General features: G+C 57.0%; 15 protein-coding genes and 1 tRNA gene. 6 read left to right on the top strand and 10 right to left on the bottom strand.

The features are described 5' to 3' along the window. Window positions 1-34: 34 nt before the first annotated feature. The 9 genes from ccmI to ccmA all read right to left on the bottom strand — a co-directional run bounded on the left by ccmI (window position 35) and on the right by ccmA (window position 7,222). Window positions 35-1,252, bottom strand: coding sequence for a c-type cytochrome biogenesis protein CcmI (ccmI, locus tag C8D90_RS20700; RefSeq protein WP_115460395.1), 1,218 nt, complete (start codon window positions 1,250-1,252; stop codon window positions 35-37). Continuing rightward, the gene (locus tag C8D90_RS20695; protein WP_115460368.1) at window positions 1,252-1,737 is read right to left on the bottom strand and encodes a cytochrome c-type biogenesis protein; all 486 of its coding nucleotides are present in this window, start codon (window positions 1,735-1,737) and stop codon (window positions 1,252-1,254) included. Before C8D90_RS20695 ends, ccmI begins: the two co-directional genes overlap by 1 nt. Continuing rightward, window positions 1,737-2,288 (bottom strand): DsbE family thiol:disulfide interchange protein, encoded by a 552-nt coding sequence (locus tag C8D90_RS20690; RefSeq protein WP_115460367.1) that lies wholly within the window; start codon window positions 2,286-2,288, stop codon window positions 1,737-1,739. The genes C8D90_RS20695 and C8D90_RS20690 overlap by 1 nt, the downstream gene beginning before the upstream one ends. Next, window positions 2,285-4,246, bottom strand: a complete 1,962-nt coding sequence (locus C8D90_RS20685) for a heme lyase CcmF/NrfE family subunit (protein ID WP_115460366.1) — start codon at window positions 4,244-4,246, stop codon at window positions 2,285-2,287. Before C8D90_RS20685 ends, C8D90_RS20690 begins: the two co-directional genes overlap by 4 nt. After that, entirely contained in the window at window positions 4,243-4,746 is a 504-nt protein-coding gene (ccmE, locus tag C8D90_RS20680; RefSeq protein WP_115460365.1) for a cytochrome c maturation protein CcmE, read from the bottom strand. Before ccmE ends, C8D90_RS20685 begins: the two co-directional genes overlap by 4 nt. A gap of 2 nt (window positions 4,747-4,748) precedes the next feature. After that, a complete protein-coding gene (gene ccmD / locus C8D90_RS20675; RefSeq protein ID WP_115460364.1) occupies window positions 4,749-4,997 on the bottom strand; it encodes a heme exporter protein CcmD in 249 nt (82 codons plus the stop codon). Next, window positions 4,994-5,758: a heme ABC transporter permease gene (locus C8D90_RS20670; protein WP_115460363.1), complete on the bottom strand. Its 765-nt coding sequence runs from the start codon at window positions 5,756-5,758 to the stop codon at window positions 4,994-4,996. Before C8D90_RS20670 ends, ccmD begins: the two co-directional genes overlap by 4 nt. A 178-nt stretch (window positions 5,759-5,936) precedes the next feature. Then, entirely contained in the window at window positions 5,937-6,596 is a 660-nt protein-coding gene (ccmB, locus tag C8D90_RS20665) for a heme exporter protein CcmB (RefSeq protein ID WP_115460362.1), read from the bottom strand. Further along, window positions 6,590-7,222 (bottom strand): cytochrome c biogenesis heme-transporting ATPase CcmA, encoded by a 633-nt coding sequence (gene ccmA / locus C8D90_RS20660; protein ID WP_115460361.1) that lies wholly within the window; start codon window positions 7,220-7,222, stop codon window positions 6,590-6,592. The genes ccmB and ccmA overlap by 7 nt, the downstream gene beginning before the upstream one ends. A 532-nt stretch (window positions 7,223-7,754) precedes the next feature. Here ccmA and C8D90_RS20655 point away from each other — a divergent pair. The 4 genes from C8D90_RS20655 to phsC are packed head-to-tail and all read left to right on the top strand — an operon-like array spanning window position 7,755 to window position 13,152. Continuing rightward, complete coding sequence (locus C8D90_RS20655) at window positions 7,755-9,467, top strand: HAL/PAL/TAL family ammonia-lyase (RefSeq protein WP_115460360.1); 1,713 nt, start codon at window positions 7,755-7,757, stop codon at window positions 9,465-9,467. After that, entirely contained in the window at window positions 9,467-11,041 is a 1,575-nt protein-coding gene (locus C8D90_RS20650) for a flavocytochrome c (protein WP_115460359.1), read from the top strand. The genes C8D90_RS20655 and C8D90_RS20650 overlap by 1 nt, the downstream gene beginning before the upstream one ends. A 1-nt stretch (window position 11,042) precedes the next feature. Then, window positions 11,043-11,459, top strand: a complete 417-nt coding sequence (locus C8D90_RS20645; protein ID WP_115460358.1) for a cytochrome c3 family protein — start codon at window positions 11,043-11,045, stop codon at window positions 11,457-11,459. A gap of 22 nt (window positions 11,460-11,481) precedes the next feature. After that, window positions 11,482-13,152 (top strand): thiosulfate reductase cytochrome B subunit, encoded by a 1,671-nt coding sequence (gene phsC / locus C8D90_RS20640; RefSeq protein ID WP_115460357.1) that lies wholly within the window; start codon window positions 11,482-11,484, stop codon window positions 13,150-13,152. Window positions 13,153-13,202: 50 nt separating this feature from the next. On the opposite strand, the gene C8D90_RS20635 is transcribed toward phsC, so the two are convergent. Then, complete coding sequence (locus C8D90_RS20635; RefSeq protein WP_115460356.1) at window positions 13,203-14,621, bottom strand: AAA-type ATPase lid domain-containing protein; 1,419 nt, start codon at window positions 14,619-14,621, stop codon at window positions 13,203-13,205. Between the two features lie 343 nt (window positions 14,622-14,964). Between C8D90_RS20635 and C8D90_RS20630 the strand changes: the two genes are divergently transcribed. Together C8D90_RS20630 and C8D90_RS20625 are read left to right on the top strand one after the other, a co-directional pair. After that, a tRNA-Arg gene (locus tag C8D90_RS20630) sits at window positions 14,965-15,039 on the top strand. 517 nt (window positions 15,040-15,556) lie between these two features. Beyond that, the coding region (locus C8D90_RS20625) for a transposase (protein ID WP_077273424.1) at window positions 15,557-15,650 on the top strand (94 nt) is incomplete at its 3' end.

Genomic DNA, 15,650 nt, shown 5'->3' with positions numbered 1-15,650 from the left:
CGACCTGATTATTATTCTTTCATGCCTTGTCTGATTATGGCACCTGACGGTCAATCTGTATGTCTACCTTACCTTTTTTATCATAAGGCACGACCGCGCTGTCCCCGTACCAGTCACCCGACTGGGGCGTCGCAAGGCCATCGCGGGAAACCCGCACATGCACTTTGACCTGCTTCATCCCGGAAAGCAAACGTTCCGGCATCATAGCATTTGTATCGTCCAGCGACACCGTCAACGGAAAACGGCTTAATGGTAACTGTTTTACCGCCACCGGCACAGGCATGGAACCATCGGTAACGGAAATCACCAGCACCGCCTGCGGCGGCAGGGTGGTTTCCACTTCCGGCGACATCGTCACGTTTACGGTCAGGTTGGCATTATCCACGCCGGATTGCGCTTTGGCTTGTTCAATGCTGCGCTTGATCACCTCACGCCGGCTGTCGTCGGCAGGCAGCAGCTTCAGCATCATTTCCCAGGCGCCGATCGCCTTCTTGAAGTCGCCCTGCTCAAACGCATTAAACGCCAGCAGGCTCAGCGCCCTCACATCCTGATGGTTACGGCCCAGCATACCGCTCAGCATATCGGCAGCCTTCTTGTTATCCAGCGGATCGCTGGAACGCGTCAATACCTCAGCGTACCCCATCGACACTTCCGGCAGCTCGGGCGCCAATTGATAAGCATGCGCAAACGCCTGGGTCGCCGTCGTGGCGTTGTTCAGCGCCAGACCGACGCGCCCCAGCATCACCCAGTCCGCCACGTTGCGCGGATCCTGTTGCAGCTCGGTTCGCAAGCCCAGCCCCAGGCGGGCGATCTCTTCCATCGTCAGTGGCTTTTTATCCTCATTCATGACCCGCTCGCGCAGCTGCGGCATTTCCTGCATCACCATCTGCCAACCCTGCACCTGCGCTAACCCGCCGCTTTTCAGATAAAAGGCCACTGCGATCACTACCATCACGATGACGCCGGGCAGCAGCGTCCAACGGCTGAGCGGCTGGGATTGCTGTACGGCGGCCTGCTGCTGCGGAATGTCGCTGAGTAAATTCTGTTGCAGCTCCTGCACCATGGCGCCGCGTTCTGCTACGACGCCCTGATCTTCATCTTCTTCCAGCTCGCGCAGACGCTGCTGATAAAAACTCTTGTTGAGACGATCGCGATCGAGCACCTCATCCCGCTGCGGTTCACGCAGCACCGGGAGCACCAGCAGCGCGGCGGCAATCACCAATAACATCAGGACAACGAACCAGAATGCCATCATGAAGATTGTCCCCTGTTTTTCTCATCCAGCAATTGCTGCAAACGTTGTTTCTCCGCATCATTCAGCTCAGACGAAGCCTGAACGCCCGCCGAGCTGCGACGACGCGCGCGCATAACCACCACCGCGCCGCCGATCAGCACGAACAGCAACGGCCCGGCCCACAGGATCACCGTCGCCGGCGTCACCGGCGGTTCATAAGTAACGAAGTTGCCGTAGCGCGCCACCATGTAATCAATCACCTGCTGCTGGGTATATCCTTCCTGCATCAGTTCATACACTTTCTGGCGCATATCGGTGGCGATGACCGCATTCGAATCCGCAATGCTGTTGTTCTGGCACTTCGGGCAGCGTAATTGTTCGGTCAGATGGCGATACTGCTGCTCCTGCTCCTCGGTTTTAAACGAGTAGGTATCGATCGCCGCGCAGGCATTCCAGCTCAGCAGCGCGCCCAACAAGGCGCCCGTCAGGTATCTTATGCGCATTATTGCCCCCCCTGATATTTTTGATACAGCGGCAATATTTCCTGCTGCCAGACGCGCTCATTCAGATCGCCGGCGTGGCGATAGCGGATAATCCCCTGGCCGTCGATCAAAAACGTTTCCGGCGCGCCGTACACGCCAAGATCCAGGCCAAGCATGCCGTTGCCGTCATACAGACTCAGGGCATAAGGATTTCCCAGCTCATTCAGCCATTTGATCGCTTTCTGACGATCATCTTTATAGTTCAGGCCAGCCACACGAATTCCTTTGGCCGCCAGCGTATTCAGGTACTGATGCTCGGCGTAGCAGGTCGGGCACCAGGTCGCCCAGACATTAAGCAGAATCGGCTTGCCGTCGCGCAGGACTTTTTGATCAAACACCTGCCCCGGCTTGTCCAGCGACTCCAGCTTAAACGCCGGCACCGGTTTGCCGATCAGCGCCGACTCCAGCATCGTCGGGTCTTCACCGCCGGCGTTGCGCTGCAACTGCACCACGAAGGCCAGCACCAGCAGCAAAAACAGGACCAGCGGGATAAAAAGCAGCTTACGGTTCATGCTATCTCTTCCTTTTTCTCCTGCTGACGACGGGTGCGATAACGCGGGTCAAGAATACACAGTATCCCGCCGATCGCCATAAATACCCCGCCGTACCAAATCCAGCGCACAAACGGTTTATAGTAAAGACGTACAGCCCAGGCGCCATCGTTCAACTCTTCACCCAGCGCCGCGTAGAGATCGCGAGTCAGCCCGCCGTCGATGGCGGCTTCCGTCATCATGCTGCGCGCGGTGGTGTAGTAACGTTTTTCCGCACGCAGTACCGCTTCCGGTTTGCCGTTGCGCGTGACGCTGATGATCCCGACGCCGCCGGTATAGTTGGGGCCGGTGATCTCATGCACGTCGCGGAATTCAAACCGGTAATCGTGAATGCTCACGCTGTCGCCCGCCTTCATGCGTACGTCGCGCTCAATGCTGTAGCTCTGGCTGAACGCGATACCGATGACCGTTACCGCCACGCCCAGGTGCCCCAGCACCATGCCCCAGTGGCTGCGCGACAGCTTTCTCAAGCCAAGCCAGAAACCGTGGCGGTGGGATGCGCGTTCATGCAGTTCCACCAGCGTAAGGATCACGACCCACAGCGCCATAATCAGCCCGATAACGGTCATGGCTTCGATGCGATCCTGCATCAGCCAAGGCAGCAATACCGACAGCGCGACGGTCACCACCAGCGCAACCACCAGGCGTTTCCAGAACTTCGCCGGTTCGTCACGACGCCAGCGCACCAGCGGACCGACGCCCAGCAGCAGCGCAAACGGCGCCATCAGCCAGGTAAACATGCTGTTGAAAAAAGGCTCGCCGATGGAGATGCTGCCCAGTCCCAACTGTTTGTGCACCAGCGGCAGCAGCGTGCCGAGCAGTACCACCAGCATGGCGGCGATCAGCAAAACGTTGTTGCCAAGCAGGAACGTTTCACGGGAAAACACTTCGTGCTGCACCCGGCTGCGTACCTGACCGCCTTTCAGCGCATACAGCAGCAACGAACCGCCGATAACAATGACCAGATAGGCCAGAATAAACATACCGCGCGCCGGATCGGAGGCGAAGGAATGCACGGAAACCAGCACCCCGGAACGCACCAGGAACGTCCCCAGCAAACACAGCGAAAATGCGGTGATCGACAACAATACGGTCCAGGCTTTAAACGTTCCGCGTTTTTCCGTCACGGCCAGAGAATGCAGCAACGCCGTTCCCGCCAGCCAGGGCATAAACGACGCGTTTTCTACCGGATCCCAGAACCACCAACCGCCCCAGCCCAGCTCATAGTAAGCCCAGGCGGAACCCAGCACGATCCCCAGGGTCAGGAACACCCACGCGGCCAGGGTCCACGGCCGCGACCAGCGCGCCCAGGCGGTATCCAGCCGCCCTGTCATCAGCGAAGCGATAGAGAAAGCAAACGCCACGGAGAAGCCGACGTAGCCCATATACAGCAACGGCGGGTGGAAAATCAGGCCGACATCCTGCAACAGCGGGTTAAGGTCGCGCCCGTCGATCGGAAAATCCGGCAGGGTGCGGGTAAACGGGTTGGAAGTCAGAATAATGAACAGCAGGAAGCCAATGTTGATAAGCCCCATTACCGCCAGCACGCGCGCCACTGCATCCTGCGGCATGGCCCGGCTGAACAGCGCTACGGCCAGGGTCCAGACGCTCAGCAGCAGCACCCACAGCAACAACGACCCCTCATGCGCCCCCCAGGTCGCCGCAATGCGGTAGTAAACCGGCAGTTGGCTGTTGGAGTTGGACGCGACGTAAGCCACGGTAAAGTCGTTGGAGATAAAGGCATACACCAGGCAACCGAACGACAGCGCAATGCTGGCGCACATGCCGTAGGTCAACGGACGCGCGGTCGCCATCATACGCATATCGTGGCGCGATGCTCCCCACAGCGGATAAATACTCAGCAGCACCGCCAGAGCTAACGACAACGACAGCAGAAAGTTACCAATCTCAGGTATCATGAACCGGAACTCCCTGCCTGCGCGCCGTTATTCTGTTGATATGATTCTGCCGGACGGACATGGTTCTCTTGCATCGCTTCTTTCACCTCCGGCGGGGTGTAGTTTTCATCATGCTTTGCCAGCACTTCTTTGGCGTGTACCACGTTGCCCTCAGCGAGCACGCCCTGAGCCACCACGCCCTGCCCTTCACGGAACAGATCGGGCAAAATGCCGTCGTAGGTCACAGAAATAGCGCCGCGCGCGTCATAAATGCTGAACGTCACTTTCAGGCTGTCAGGATCGCGCTTGACCGACCCCGGCATTACCATACCGCCAATGCGCAGGCGCTGCCCGATCTCCGGCTTTTCATGCGTTTCGCCTTTCCCCTGAAGGATCTCACCCGGGGTATAGAACAAATCGATATTGGAACGCAGCGCATACAGCACCAGCGTTGTGGTAATCGCAATACCGAACAGCACGACGATCGCCAGATACAACCGGCTTTTCCGGCGTGGATTCATGATCAGTTCTCCCCTTGTTGTTCTGACTTATATCGTTCTGACGTCGTTTCTTCCCGCTTGCGCGCCTGAGCGATGCGCTGCTCACGCGCCCCGCGCCGGCGAACCTCCGCCAGTAACTGACGGCGCTGAATCATGGTATGCAACACCAGCCCCGCCAGCGGCAGCAAGGTAGCCGCCACGGCAATCCAGACATAAAAGCCGTACCCGCCCATGGCGAAAAAATCCTGCCAGGATGAAAAAGCCCACGTCATGATGAGGCCTCCTTATTGCTTTTCTCTTCATCACGACGGATCCCCACCAGCGCACTGACCCACGGGCGGCGACTTTCCTGAATCAGAATCAGGTTACGCAAACGCATCAGCGTCAGCGTAATAAAGAAGAACAGATAGCCGAAAATCGCCCAGCGCAGCGGATAGCGCATGCTGGGATCGATGCTCTTTTGCATATTGGTGGAACCCTGATGCAGGGTATTCCACCACTCTACGGAAAAGTGAATGATGGGCAGGTTCACTACCCCGACCAGCACCAGAATGCCGGCGGCGCGGCCCGCCAGGCGGCGGTCTTCAAAGGCATTGTACAGGGCGATGGCGCCCAGATAGAGAAACAGCAGAACCAGCTCGGAGGTCAGGCGTGCGTCCCACACCCACCAGGCGCCCCACATGGGCTTGCCCCAGGCGGAACCGGTCGCCAGGGCGATAAAAGTAAACACCGCCCCGACCGGCGCCATGGCCATGCTGACCAAATCCGACATTTTCATCTGCCAAATCAGGCCGATAAATGCGGCGATCGCCATCGATGCATAGATCCCCATCGACCAAATGGCCGCCGGGACGTGGATATACATAATGCGATAGCTGTTGCCCTGCTGGTAATCCTCCGGGGCGAGGCCGAAGCCCCAGATCCAGCCAATCAGCAGGCATGCTGCCCCGGCCAGCCCCAGCCAGGGCACGAATTTGCCGCATAAATGATACAGCCGTTCAGGCTTGGCAAGTTGGTGTAGCCATTTCCACATAGTGTTCTTGCTCACATCAAAACTGTGTCTCGTCTGCCGTGGCTGCACGCCGCGGCGACCCGTGCGGGGCAATCTTCTGGTTTGTTGCCTGCCGCCTGCCGCCAACCCGGCGGCGCAACAACTCAAGCGATATCGTTCAAATAAAACAAGCTAAAACTAACATAAAAACTTCCGCCGTTTACTGTACGCTGACGCGTAATGCGGCAGCGGCCGCAAATGGCGCCAGCGTCATGCTTCCGGCCAGCATCGCGCCGAGGATCGCCAGATAGCCGCCGATAGGCAGTCCCATCGACGCTGCATCAATAGTAGACGTCGCGAAAATCAGCACCGGAATATACAACGGCAACACCAGCAGGCTGAGCAGCACCCCACCCTTGCGTAAACCAACCGTCAGCGCCACGCCGATCGCGCCGATGAAGCTCAGCGTCGGTGTGCCCAGCAGCAGGGTTAACGCCACCGCGCGCCAGGTCGCGGCGTCGAATGCCAGCAGCAGCGCTACCAGCGGCGACAGGATCAGCAACGGCAGGCCGGTCACCAGCCAATGCGCGATCACCTTGCCCAGCACGGTCAGCGCCAGCGGGCTCGGCATCAGCATCAGTTGCTCCAGCGAACCGTCCAGGTAGTCATCCTTAAACAACCGCTCCAGCGACAACAGCGACGCCAGCAACGCGGCTACCCATACCACACCCGGCGCGATACGCGCCAGCAACTGCGGCTCCGGGCCGATGCTTAAGGGAAACAGCGTGATAACGATCAGAAAAAACCACAGCGGGTTGATAATTTCAGAGGCATTGCGCAGGGCGATTTTCAGCTCGCGGCGTAACAGCGTCATTAACATACGGCAACTCCGTCGCCAGGCAAGCGCAATTTGCGCAGTTTTCCGGCCTGCGTATCCAGATCCTGGTGAGTCGTCAGGAGAATCATGCCGCCGGCTTCCACATGGCGGTAAAACAGCGCCACCAGTTTAGCCACGCCGGATTTGTCGATGGCGGTCAGCGGCTCGTCCAAAATCCACAGCGGCGCGCGCGTCAGCCACAGGCGCGCCAACGCCACCCGACGCTGCTGGCCGGCGGAGAGCTGCGCCACGGGCACATCTTCGAAACCGACCAAGTCAACCTGCGCCAGCGCGTCCCAGATGGCATCCTGCTCCCCTCCGCCCTGCACCGCCATATAAAACGCCAGATTCTCAAACGGCGTCAGCACGCTCTTCACCCCGGGATGATGGCCGAGGTAAAGCAGTTGCTGATTAAATAAATCACGCTGACGGTGAATGGCGACGTTCTGCCAGGAAATTTCGCCCTCCTCGGGCTGGGACAGGCCGGCCAGCATGCGTAGCAGCGTCGTTTTTCCCGCGCCGTTCGGCCCTTCGATTTGCATCATTTCCCCGGCCTGAAGCTGAAAGCTGAGATCGCGGAATAACACGCGTTCATCGCGGCTGCAGGTAAGGCGGGAAACGGTCAGCATGGAAAGCGAGACTCCTGAAAACTAAAGTTTATCTATCATAGCATAGGCTCATCCAGTGCTCGTACCCGCGTTTTTTCAGGATTGCACGACAATACGAAACCTACGGTACATTAAATAAACAAATTTGCGGCGACATTTATTCACCGCCGGGTTATCCATAGAATATGCTCTGGCTATTTATACCAGAGCCCTTCTGAATTAAAAAAGTATTATTCATGCAATAATGAAAATGTTTGCTATTAATCACAATTGACTGAGTGACGCTTTTTATCATTATTTTAAAAAAAGCTATTTCCTTGATTAACGTCAAAATAACAAATACCTCTTAATAATTATCCCCTATCACTGTCATAATGAAATCCTGTTTGACTAAACCCCATAAAAATCAATCAGTAAAAAAACCAGCATAATACTCTGTATTTATTTTTGATATATCAAAAATTATCCGGCGAAATGCAGGGCACACCTCAAACTTCACCGTTCCCTTTTTAGCTAATATCGCGCCATATTTAACTATAAAGGAGTATAAGAAATGAAAAAGACGGTTGTTGCGACGCTGTGCGCCTCACTGTTTTTTCCCGCGCTGGCGTTTTCCGCCTCCGCCATTACTTTGGATGGTCATTCACTCACTTTGGAAGATGCCTGGGCTGTCGCCCGCGGGGAAAAACAAGTTGAAATTGCGCCGGACGCCATGAAACGCGTGGAAAAATCCAACGCATTGCTGATGATCGCGGCGGGGAAAGGCGTTCCGGTTTACGGGCTGACCGTCGGCGTCGGGCTGAACAAAGACAAATCGTTGTTCGACGCCCATGGGCAGCTTACGCCGGAAGTGCTTCAGGCCTCACGCGAATTTAACGTCAACGCCCTGCGCGCCCACGGCGCCGGCGTCGGCCCCGCCATGCCGGATGAGCTGGTGCGTATGGCGATGGTTATTCGCCTCAACACGCTGCTGGTCGGCAGCACCGGCGCCCAGCCGCAGGTTGCTACGCTGTATCAGCAGTTACTCAATAAAAACATCACCCCGGTCGTTCCTTCTCGCGGTTCGGTGGGCGAAGCCGATATCACGCTGGCCTCGCACATCGGCGATGTGATGATTGGCGAGTGGCGCGTGCGGGTCAACGGCAAGGAAATTGACTCCGCCAGCGCCCTGAAGCAAGCGGGTATCGCCAAACTCGATCCGGTCGGTAAAGACGCGTTGTCCATTTTGTCCACCAACGCAATCTCCGTTGCCTACTCTGCGCAGGCACTGCTGGAAACCCGTCAAATCATCAACATTACGCCGGCGGTGTTCGGGCTGTCGCTGGAAGCGCTCAACGGCAACGTCGCGCCGTTCCTGGCGCAAAGCCTGAGCGTACGTCCCTTCCCCGGTATTCAGGACACCGCGGGCCACCTGCGCGATGCGCTGAAAGGCTCTTACCTCTGGCAGCATCAGGAAGGCCGTCCGTTGCAGGATCCGCTTTCATTCCGCACCACGGTCTTTGTTCTGAACGAAGCGCGGCGGGAATGGAACGAAGCCTATCAGATGCTGGAAATCCAGATGAACAGCTCTGACGACAACCCGGCGGTGATCGTCGACGCCGACCGGACGCTGGCGGACAATAGCCAGGTGGCGCAATACTTCGTCAGCGCAAAAGACGCCAGCGGAGAAACCCTCAGCGGCGCGATTTTCCCAACGTCCAACTTCGAGCCGTTGCCGCTGGCGCTCGCCATCCAGAACCTGTCCCTCTCTCTGGGGCATCTGGCGCACAACAGCGTACAGCGCACGCTGCACCTTTCTGACGATCATTTCACCGGCCTGAGTCGTTTCCTGGCGGCGGACACCAATCAGCAGGGCCATGCCTTCGGCGCGATTCAGAAACCCCAGGTCGCACTGCTGGCCGACATCCGCGATCTGGCAAACCCGGTTTCCCTCGACGGGCAGCCGATGGCCGGCACCATTGAGGACACCTACACCAACAACCTGCGCGCGTCCAAACGCCTGAGCCAGATCGCCGGCAACCTCAGCAATATTTACGGGCTGGAACTGCTGCACGCCAGCCAGGCGATTGATCTGCGCAAGCAGAAAAATCCGGCGCTGAAGCTGGGTGAGCAGACGGGCAAAATCTATGCAGCCTACCGCGAGAAGGTGCCCTTCGTTTCTCAGGACCGGATTTTCAGCGACAACATTCAGGATTCCGCCACGCTGGTTGAAACTTTCCCGGCCGGAAAACTGGTGAGCGATGAAACGGGAAGTAAGGGGAAATAATGAAAAAAACCGTCAATGCCTCGCGGCGGGCTTTTCTGACCAAAAGCACGGTTTTAGCTACCGGCGGCGCCCTCGCGGCGCTGACCGGCCCGGCACGGGCGCTGGGAGATCGTGCGCTGGCGCCGGCCGTCCGCTATCACAAAATCTATGACGTCATCGTGGTGGGCAGCGGCTTTGCCGGCCTGGCCGCCGCGCTGGAGGCCGCATTGGCGGGCCGCAGCGTACTGGTGATTGAGAAAATGCCGGTCTGCGGCGGCAACTCGGCCATTAACGGCGGCGCGGTGGCCGTCGCCGGTTCGCCGTTGCAGCAAAAAGAAGGCATCACCGACTCACCAGAACTGATGTACCAGGACATGTTGAAAGCCGGACGCGGGCTGAACGATAAAGAGCAGCTAAAAATACTGGTCAATAACACCAATGCCGCCTATGAGTTCACCCTGCAGCACGGGGTGGAATACAAGCCGTTCGTTCAGCACTTCGGCGGTCACTCGGTGCCGCGCACGTTGCAAACCGTGCAAAGCTCCGGCGCTGGCATCACGCGGCCGTTGAAAGATTCGGCGACAAAGCTGGGCGTTATGTTCCGTACCCGCTGCAAGCTGGAGTCTTTTGTTCAAAATGCGGACGGGCGCGTTATTGGCGTCAAAGTGCGCGACGGCTATCGCTTCCCCGATGAACAAAGCGGCCAGATCCGCCATTACGGCGCCCGTTACGGCGTGGTGATGTGCTCCGGCGGTTTCTCCAACGACCTGCGTTTTCGCAAAATGCAAAACCCGAAGCTGGACGAGCGCATGGACTCCACCAACCATCCCGGCGCCACCGCCGAATGCCTGGTGCAGATGATGCGCATCGGCGCCACGCCGGTACAGCTCGACCTGATTCAGCTCGGCCCCTGGTCATCGCCGGATGAGAAAGGTTTCGGCTATGTATCGCAGTTCAACACCATCGCCGGTTTTCCGCACGGCATCATGGTCAACCCACGTACCGGGCGGCGCTTCACCAACGAACTGGCCGACCGCAAAGAGCGCGAAGACGGCATTCTGGCGCAGGTGGATGAGCAAGGGAACCCGGAATACCCGATTTGCTTCACCACGCTGGAAGGCGCCAAACAGGCGCAAAGCCTGGTGCATGCCCTGCATTACGACGTCGCCTGGCAGTTCGACACGCTGGAACAGTTGGCAACCCATTTCGGTACGCCATACGCACCGCTGAAGGAAGAGGTGGACGAATACAACGCGGCGGTCGCGCGCAAGGGCGGCGACAAGATGAAGAAAGACGTCAGCCGCGCCGTGTCGCTGGAACGCGGGCCGTACGTTGCAGTGCGCGTCTGGCCCAAGGTGCATTACGTCATGGGCGGCGTTCAGATCAGCATGAAGGCCGAGGTGCTTAACGCCGCCGACAGCAAGCCGATTCCGGGGCTGTATGCCGCCGGAGAGGCGACGGCGGGATCGCACGGCGGCAGTCGTCTCGGCAGTTGCGCCGTTGCCGACTGCCTGGTATTCGGCCGCATCGCCGGCGCCAGCGCCGCTACGGCGGCGCCGGTTACTGACAATTCGTATAACGCCGGGGAGATTTAACATGACAAAGATTTGGACCGCCTTACTGATGTTGCTGGCGGGCATGTTCACTGCGCCCCTGTTTGCCGCAGATGGCGAAGCGGCATTTCACCAAAGGCTGAACGATATGAACGTGAAGTCTTATCACCAGTCGTTGGGAGCAACCGGCCGCGATACGTCATGTCAGCTCTGCCATGGCACCAAAACGCCGGTCTCTGCGCCGGACGACAGAACCTGCCTGAATTGCCACGGATCGCGCGATCAAGTCGCCGCGCTGACCCTGCCGGACCCGAAGGACAAAAACGCCGAGCCGAACCCGCATGATTCCATGCATTACGGCAAGGATGCTCCTTGTACCATGTGCCATAACGAACACCGGCCTTCGGAAATTTATTGCAACAGTTGCCATCTTTTCAAATATCCGAACATGAAGCCATGAGAGGTTCCATATGAGGTACTTAATGCGCGGATTGTTTAGAAACGGATTCCGGTTTAAAAGCCTGTTTGGCCTCCTGCTGGGGCTGATGGTCTTTCCCGCGCTGGCCACGCCTATCCCGCTGGGCGTACAGGTTGAGGATATGAACCGGGCATGTATGGAATGTCATGCCGACAGTGATATTCAGGGCGCTTCGTCAGATAAGCCGCAGGGGCAGTTGTTCGTCGCCCCTGCGAAATATCATGACAGCGTACACGGCGGTGTGCCGTGTATCGCCTGCCACCAGAGTACGCCCGGCAGTAAGGGGTTTGCGGTAACGCCCCACGAGCTGGAACCCCGCCCTGAAGCGATGTGCGAAAGCTGTCACGCCGTTACGATGCGCGATACGGTGCATGCCGTACAGCAAAGCGTACACGGTGAGAAGATCGCGAAGGATCTGTTCTCCTGCACCTCCTGTCATGATGCCCACACCATGACGGCCGGCGAGATCACGCAGCCCGGTAAACGCCAGATGGCGGAAAGCAACCTGATATGCACCGACTGCCATTCACGCGCCGGCGTTTATACGCAATTGTCTAAAGGGAAAGCGTCCAAAACTCAGGATATGGCACATGCCGCCCTGCCCTATGCGGCACAGCATCTGGACAGCCTGCGTTGCATCGACTGTCACGCCGACACCGCGGACAGCACCCTGCACCGCATTCTTCCTGCCGAACAAGCCGTCAGTTGCGAGCAGTGCCACCAGGATGGCGCCCTCCTGACAGCACGGCTGAAAACCCCGGCGCCAGACGAAGCGGCAACGGCGGGCAGCATGCTGGGCAAGAAGTTGTTTGACGATCGGGCGCTGATTGCCAAACTGGCGGCGGTTCCCGCAGACAAACCCGCCGTACGTCAGGTTGACGGCACCTGGTTCAGCGATAGCTATATGATCGGCAACAACGGCAGCGACCGCTTTGACGGGCTCTACGCTTACGCGCTGGCCGGGCTGATCGGCGTTCTGCTCTGCCATGGACTGGGGCGGTTCATCACCCGCCGCCGGCCTGCGCCTGGCGCCGTGACAGAGAAAAGTTATCTCTACACGCTGCCGGTACGCTTCTGGCACTGGCTGAATGCCATCTGCTTCGCCGTGTTGCTCATCAGCGGTTTCGCCCTGCACTGGGTGAGCGGGAAGTTCTCGCTGTGGGTAGACGTGCATAACGCCGCCGGCCTTACGCTGTGTGCGATCTGGGTCGGGTTTATCATCGTGGCGCTGTGCGGCAACGGGCATCACTACCGGGTACGTTTGCAGGGAATTACCGGCCGCCTGATCCGTCAGACACACTATTACTTATACGGTATTTTCCGCGGTGAACCGCATCCAGAACACGCATCGCCGGATGCCAAGTTCAACATTCTGCAACAGCTGGGATATATCGGCGTGATGTTCATTCTGGTGCCGTTATTGATCGCCAGCGGGCTGCTGATGATGTATCCGCACCTGACTCCGGAGCATATCTTCACCCTGCCCGGTAAACAGGTCATCGCCTATCTGCATTACGGCATTGCGCTGATTATGGTGATGTTTATTGCGGTACACCTCTACCTGTGCAGTACCGGCGACACAGTAGGCGCACTCGTGAAGGGCATGATTGACGGCTTCCACCGTACGCTGAAATCACCGGATGCGGCCAAGAAGGAGACAAATAAGCACCACTAATTCAGGCTGCGGGGGAAACCGAAAGGTTTTCCCCCGCACTTGGCTCATCGTTACTTAACTACAATCCCCAGTTTTTTTATCTTGCTGTACAGCGTGTTGCTGTTAACCCCCAGAAGCTCTGCGGCCCCACCTTTGCCGGATATTTTTCCCTGACACTGACGTAACGCCAGCAAGATATGCTGACGCATAGCCTCATCAAGCGGAACGATAGCGTCGCTGTTCTGCGGGCCGGGCAGCGAAATATTCAGTTCGTGGGATGCTCCCTGAAAAAATGCATTTTCCAGCAGGGCGATCAGCTCAGAAATATTACCCGGCCAACGATATTCCCACAGCAGGCGCTGGGTTTCATTTCCCAGCACCGGCAGCGAAGTACGGTTGTTAAGCCGCGCTAACCGGGTCAGGTAGTGCGTTAATAACAGGGGAATATCTTCATGGCGGTGACGCAGCGGCGGCAGCGTAATCACCTGACAAAAAACATCGCCATAGCGACGGCTGGTCAGGTAGCAGGGATCGGCGTCATAGCCACCCTGCCGATGGCTGACCTGAGCGGAAGAAAAAGACTGCGTCTGAAGCGCGATCACCTGTATCCGGCAATACGCGCGATAGTACGAGGCCAGCCGCAGTAAAAAGGTTTGCCAGCATTCCGGTAACGTAAGTAGCTCATTTATCTGCAGCGATCCCTGATGTAACGGCAGGAACAATGCGATATCCGGCGGCTGACTAAAATCGAGCGACACACTGCGCTCCGTTTCCCCGTCTTTAATGATGATTAAACGGCTTCCGATGGCATCAAGAACGCCATGCCAGCCGTTATGACGGGGCATACGCTGAAGCAGGCAGGCGGCAAAGGTTTTTTTCCCGACGCCCTCTTCTCCCAAGATTAATACCGGCTGCTCGCTGCGCGCCAGTTCATCCAGCGCCGTATAAAGTTGATACAACGGGCCATTAGCCGGGCTAACGACGAACGGCTCGTCCTCTGCCACATCAAGCAACGCCGGCACCGGCGTCGCCTGTGGTAACGCATCATCACGAGCCAACAGGTTATGGCGCGACAACGCAATAAACGCCAGCAGGGAAAGCTCGCCGCGCACCGACTCAAACAACTCCACGTGCTGCGGCGTAAAGGCATTGGCCCGATAGCTGAACACGCCGAGAGCGCCCAGACGCAGTCCATCCAGGTGCATACGCATCAGAATCAGCGATTTTATATTGCGAAAGCTGGTGCTGACGACATACTCCGTCAACGGATCCTGGCTGAGATCGTTGATCAACTGGGTTGAAAAATTATCCATGCAATCAAACTGACGGGCGATATTCTCCGGGATCGGAACCACATCCCACTTCAGCCGCGCCGCCTTATGTGTTGCCAGTGCCAGAAACTGAATGCTGCGGATATCATGGCGATAATAATTGAAGAAAATGCCGTCGCAGACAACAGAATCCGGAATAGACTTCAGGCAGGCGTACATGGATTTCTCCAACTGTGTACTACTGCATAACGCCGCCCGCAAATGTGACGAACTCCGATCCATAGCGCACCCATTGTTCACTGTGCTGAATACAATTTGCAAAATTTAGTCATCATTAGTAACAACTAACGTTCTTTATTAAAATAATTTTGATAGAAAATAATGACATAGATAACTATGCCATAACCACAGAGGGAAGGAGAAGCGGGTTTCGGATGACGATGCGGACCTCTTCGCAAAACGGGTAGCCAACCGGTTTCTGCGGCATATTTGCCGCTATAGTGAGCAAACGGTATGCCGGCGTCTTATTCTCCGGCAAAAAATGCGTATAATGTAGCGCGCTGTCTCCGTAGTTAAATGGATATAACGAGCCCCTCCTAAGGGCTAGTTACAGGTTCGATTCCTGTCGGGGACGCCAGAATCTCTTCCCATGACGCCTCAGTTTGTAGCTATCCCGTTGATTTAAATTAATTAATAAAGGGTTCACGTCTCCTATCGTTAAATGATCATCCGTTGCATCTCATACATTTGATGGTATGCCTGATGGTGATCTTCCCCCATAATTCATACTCGCCACGCCAGACAATCTCACCCCCCGTCACTGGTCAACTCTTCCGGCAGGCCATTCAGATGTGCGTGATAATAGTGGATTTCCTTGCGGGATTTACCATCATGACTCAACGTGTCTACCCGCGCCAGTGGCTCATAGCCTCCTGCATTGTAAACATACAGGCATTGCTCCCACAAAGAGCCATCCCGCTTTTCACCGCACAAACGCATACCGCTCCAGTAAAACGTGACGTTCTCTGGTGGGGCAGCCGTTTACCAACGCGCCGTCCCAGAATATCGTACGTATGTAAGTATCCCACTAAACCGAACCATTCACTTTTAGAGATCTTCCGGACATACTGATTATGTTCCCTGAGGAGATCATCATGCGTAAAGCCCGATTCACCGAACACCAGATTATTGCCGTTCTGAAATCCGTCGAAGCCGGACGAACCGTCAAAGATGTCTGCCGCGAAGCCG

Source organism: Enterobacillus tribolii, from assembly GCF_003363015.1.
GTDB lineage: Bacteria > Pseudomonadota > Gammaproteobacteria > Enterobacterales > Enterobacteriaceae > Enterobacillus > Enterobacillus tribolii.
The sequence above is the reverse complement of the archived record's forward strand: the minus strand, read 5'-3'. Positions and strand labels throughout refer to the sequence as shown.

What these genes read in the sequence shown, in the direction of transcription:
- ccmI (WP_115460395.1), bottom strand. Translation starts at nt 1,252, where the DNA reads ATGGCATTCTGGTTCGTTGTCCTGATGTTATTGGTGATTGCCGCCGCG.
- C8D90_RS20695 (WP_115460368.1), bottom strand. Translation starts at nt 1,737, where the DNA reads ATGCGCATAAGATACCTGACGGGCGCCTTGTTGGGCGCGCTGCTGAGC.
- C8D90_RS20690 (WP_115460367.1), bottom strand. Translation starts at nt 2,288, where the DNA reads ATGAACCGTAAGCTGCTTTTTATCCCGCTGGTCCTGTTTTTGCTGCTG.
- C8D90_RS20685 (WP_115460366.1), bottom strand. Translation starts at nt 4,246, where the DNA reads ATGATACCTGAGATTGGTAACTTTCTGCTGTCGTTGTCGTTAGCTCTG.
- ccmE (WP_115460365.1), bottom strand. Translation starts at nt 4,746, where the DNA reads ATGAATCCACGCCGGAAAAGCCGGTTGTATCTGGCGATCGTCGTGCTG.
- ccmD (WP_115460364.1), bottom strand. Translation starts at nt 4,997, where the DNA reads ATGACGTGGGCTTTTTCATCCTGGCAGGATTTTTTCGCCATGGGCGGG.
- C8D90_RS20670 (WP_115460363.1), bottom strand. Translation starts at nt 5,758, where the DNA reads ATGTGGAAATGGCTACACCAACTTGCCAAGCCTGAACGGCTGTATCAT.
- ccmB (WP_115460362.1), bottom strand. Translation starts at nt 6,596, where the DNA reads ATGTTAATGACGCTGTTACGCCGCGAGCTGAAAATCGCCCTGCGCAAT.
- ccmA (WP_115460361.1), bottom strand. Translation starts at nt 7,222, where the DNA reads ATGCTGACCGTTTCCCGCCTTACCTGCAGCCGCGATGAACGCGTGTTA.
- C8D90_RS20655 (WP_115460360.1), top strand. Translation starts at nt 7,755, where the DNA reads ATGAAAAAGACGGTTGTTGCGACGCTGTGCGCCTCACTGTTTTTTCCC.
- C8D90_RS20650 (WP_115460359.1), top strand. Translation starts at nt 9,467, where the DNA reads ATGAAAAAAACCGTCAATGCCTCGCGGCGGGCTTTTCTGACCAAAAGC.
- C8D90_RS20645 (WP_115460358.1), top strand. Translation starts at nt 11,043, where the DNA reads ATGACAAAGATTTGGACCGCCTTACTGATGTTGCTGGCGGGCATGTTC.
- phsC (WP_115460357.1), top strand. Translation starts at nt 11,482, where the DNA reads ATGCGCGGATTGTTTAGAAACGGATTCCGGTTTAAAAGCCTGTTTGGC.
- C8D90_RS20635 (WP_115460356.1), bottom strand. Translation starts at nt 14,621, where the DNA reads ATGTACGCCTGCCTGAAGTCTATTCCGGATTCTGTTGTCTGCGACGGC.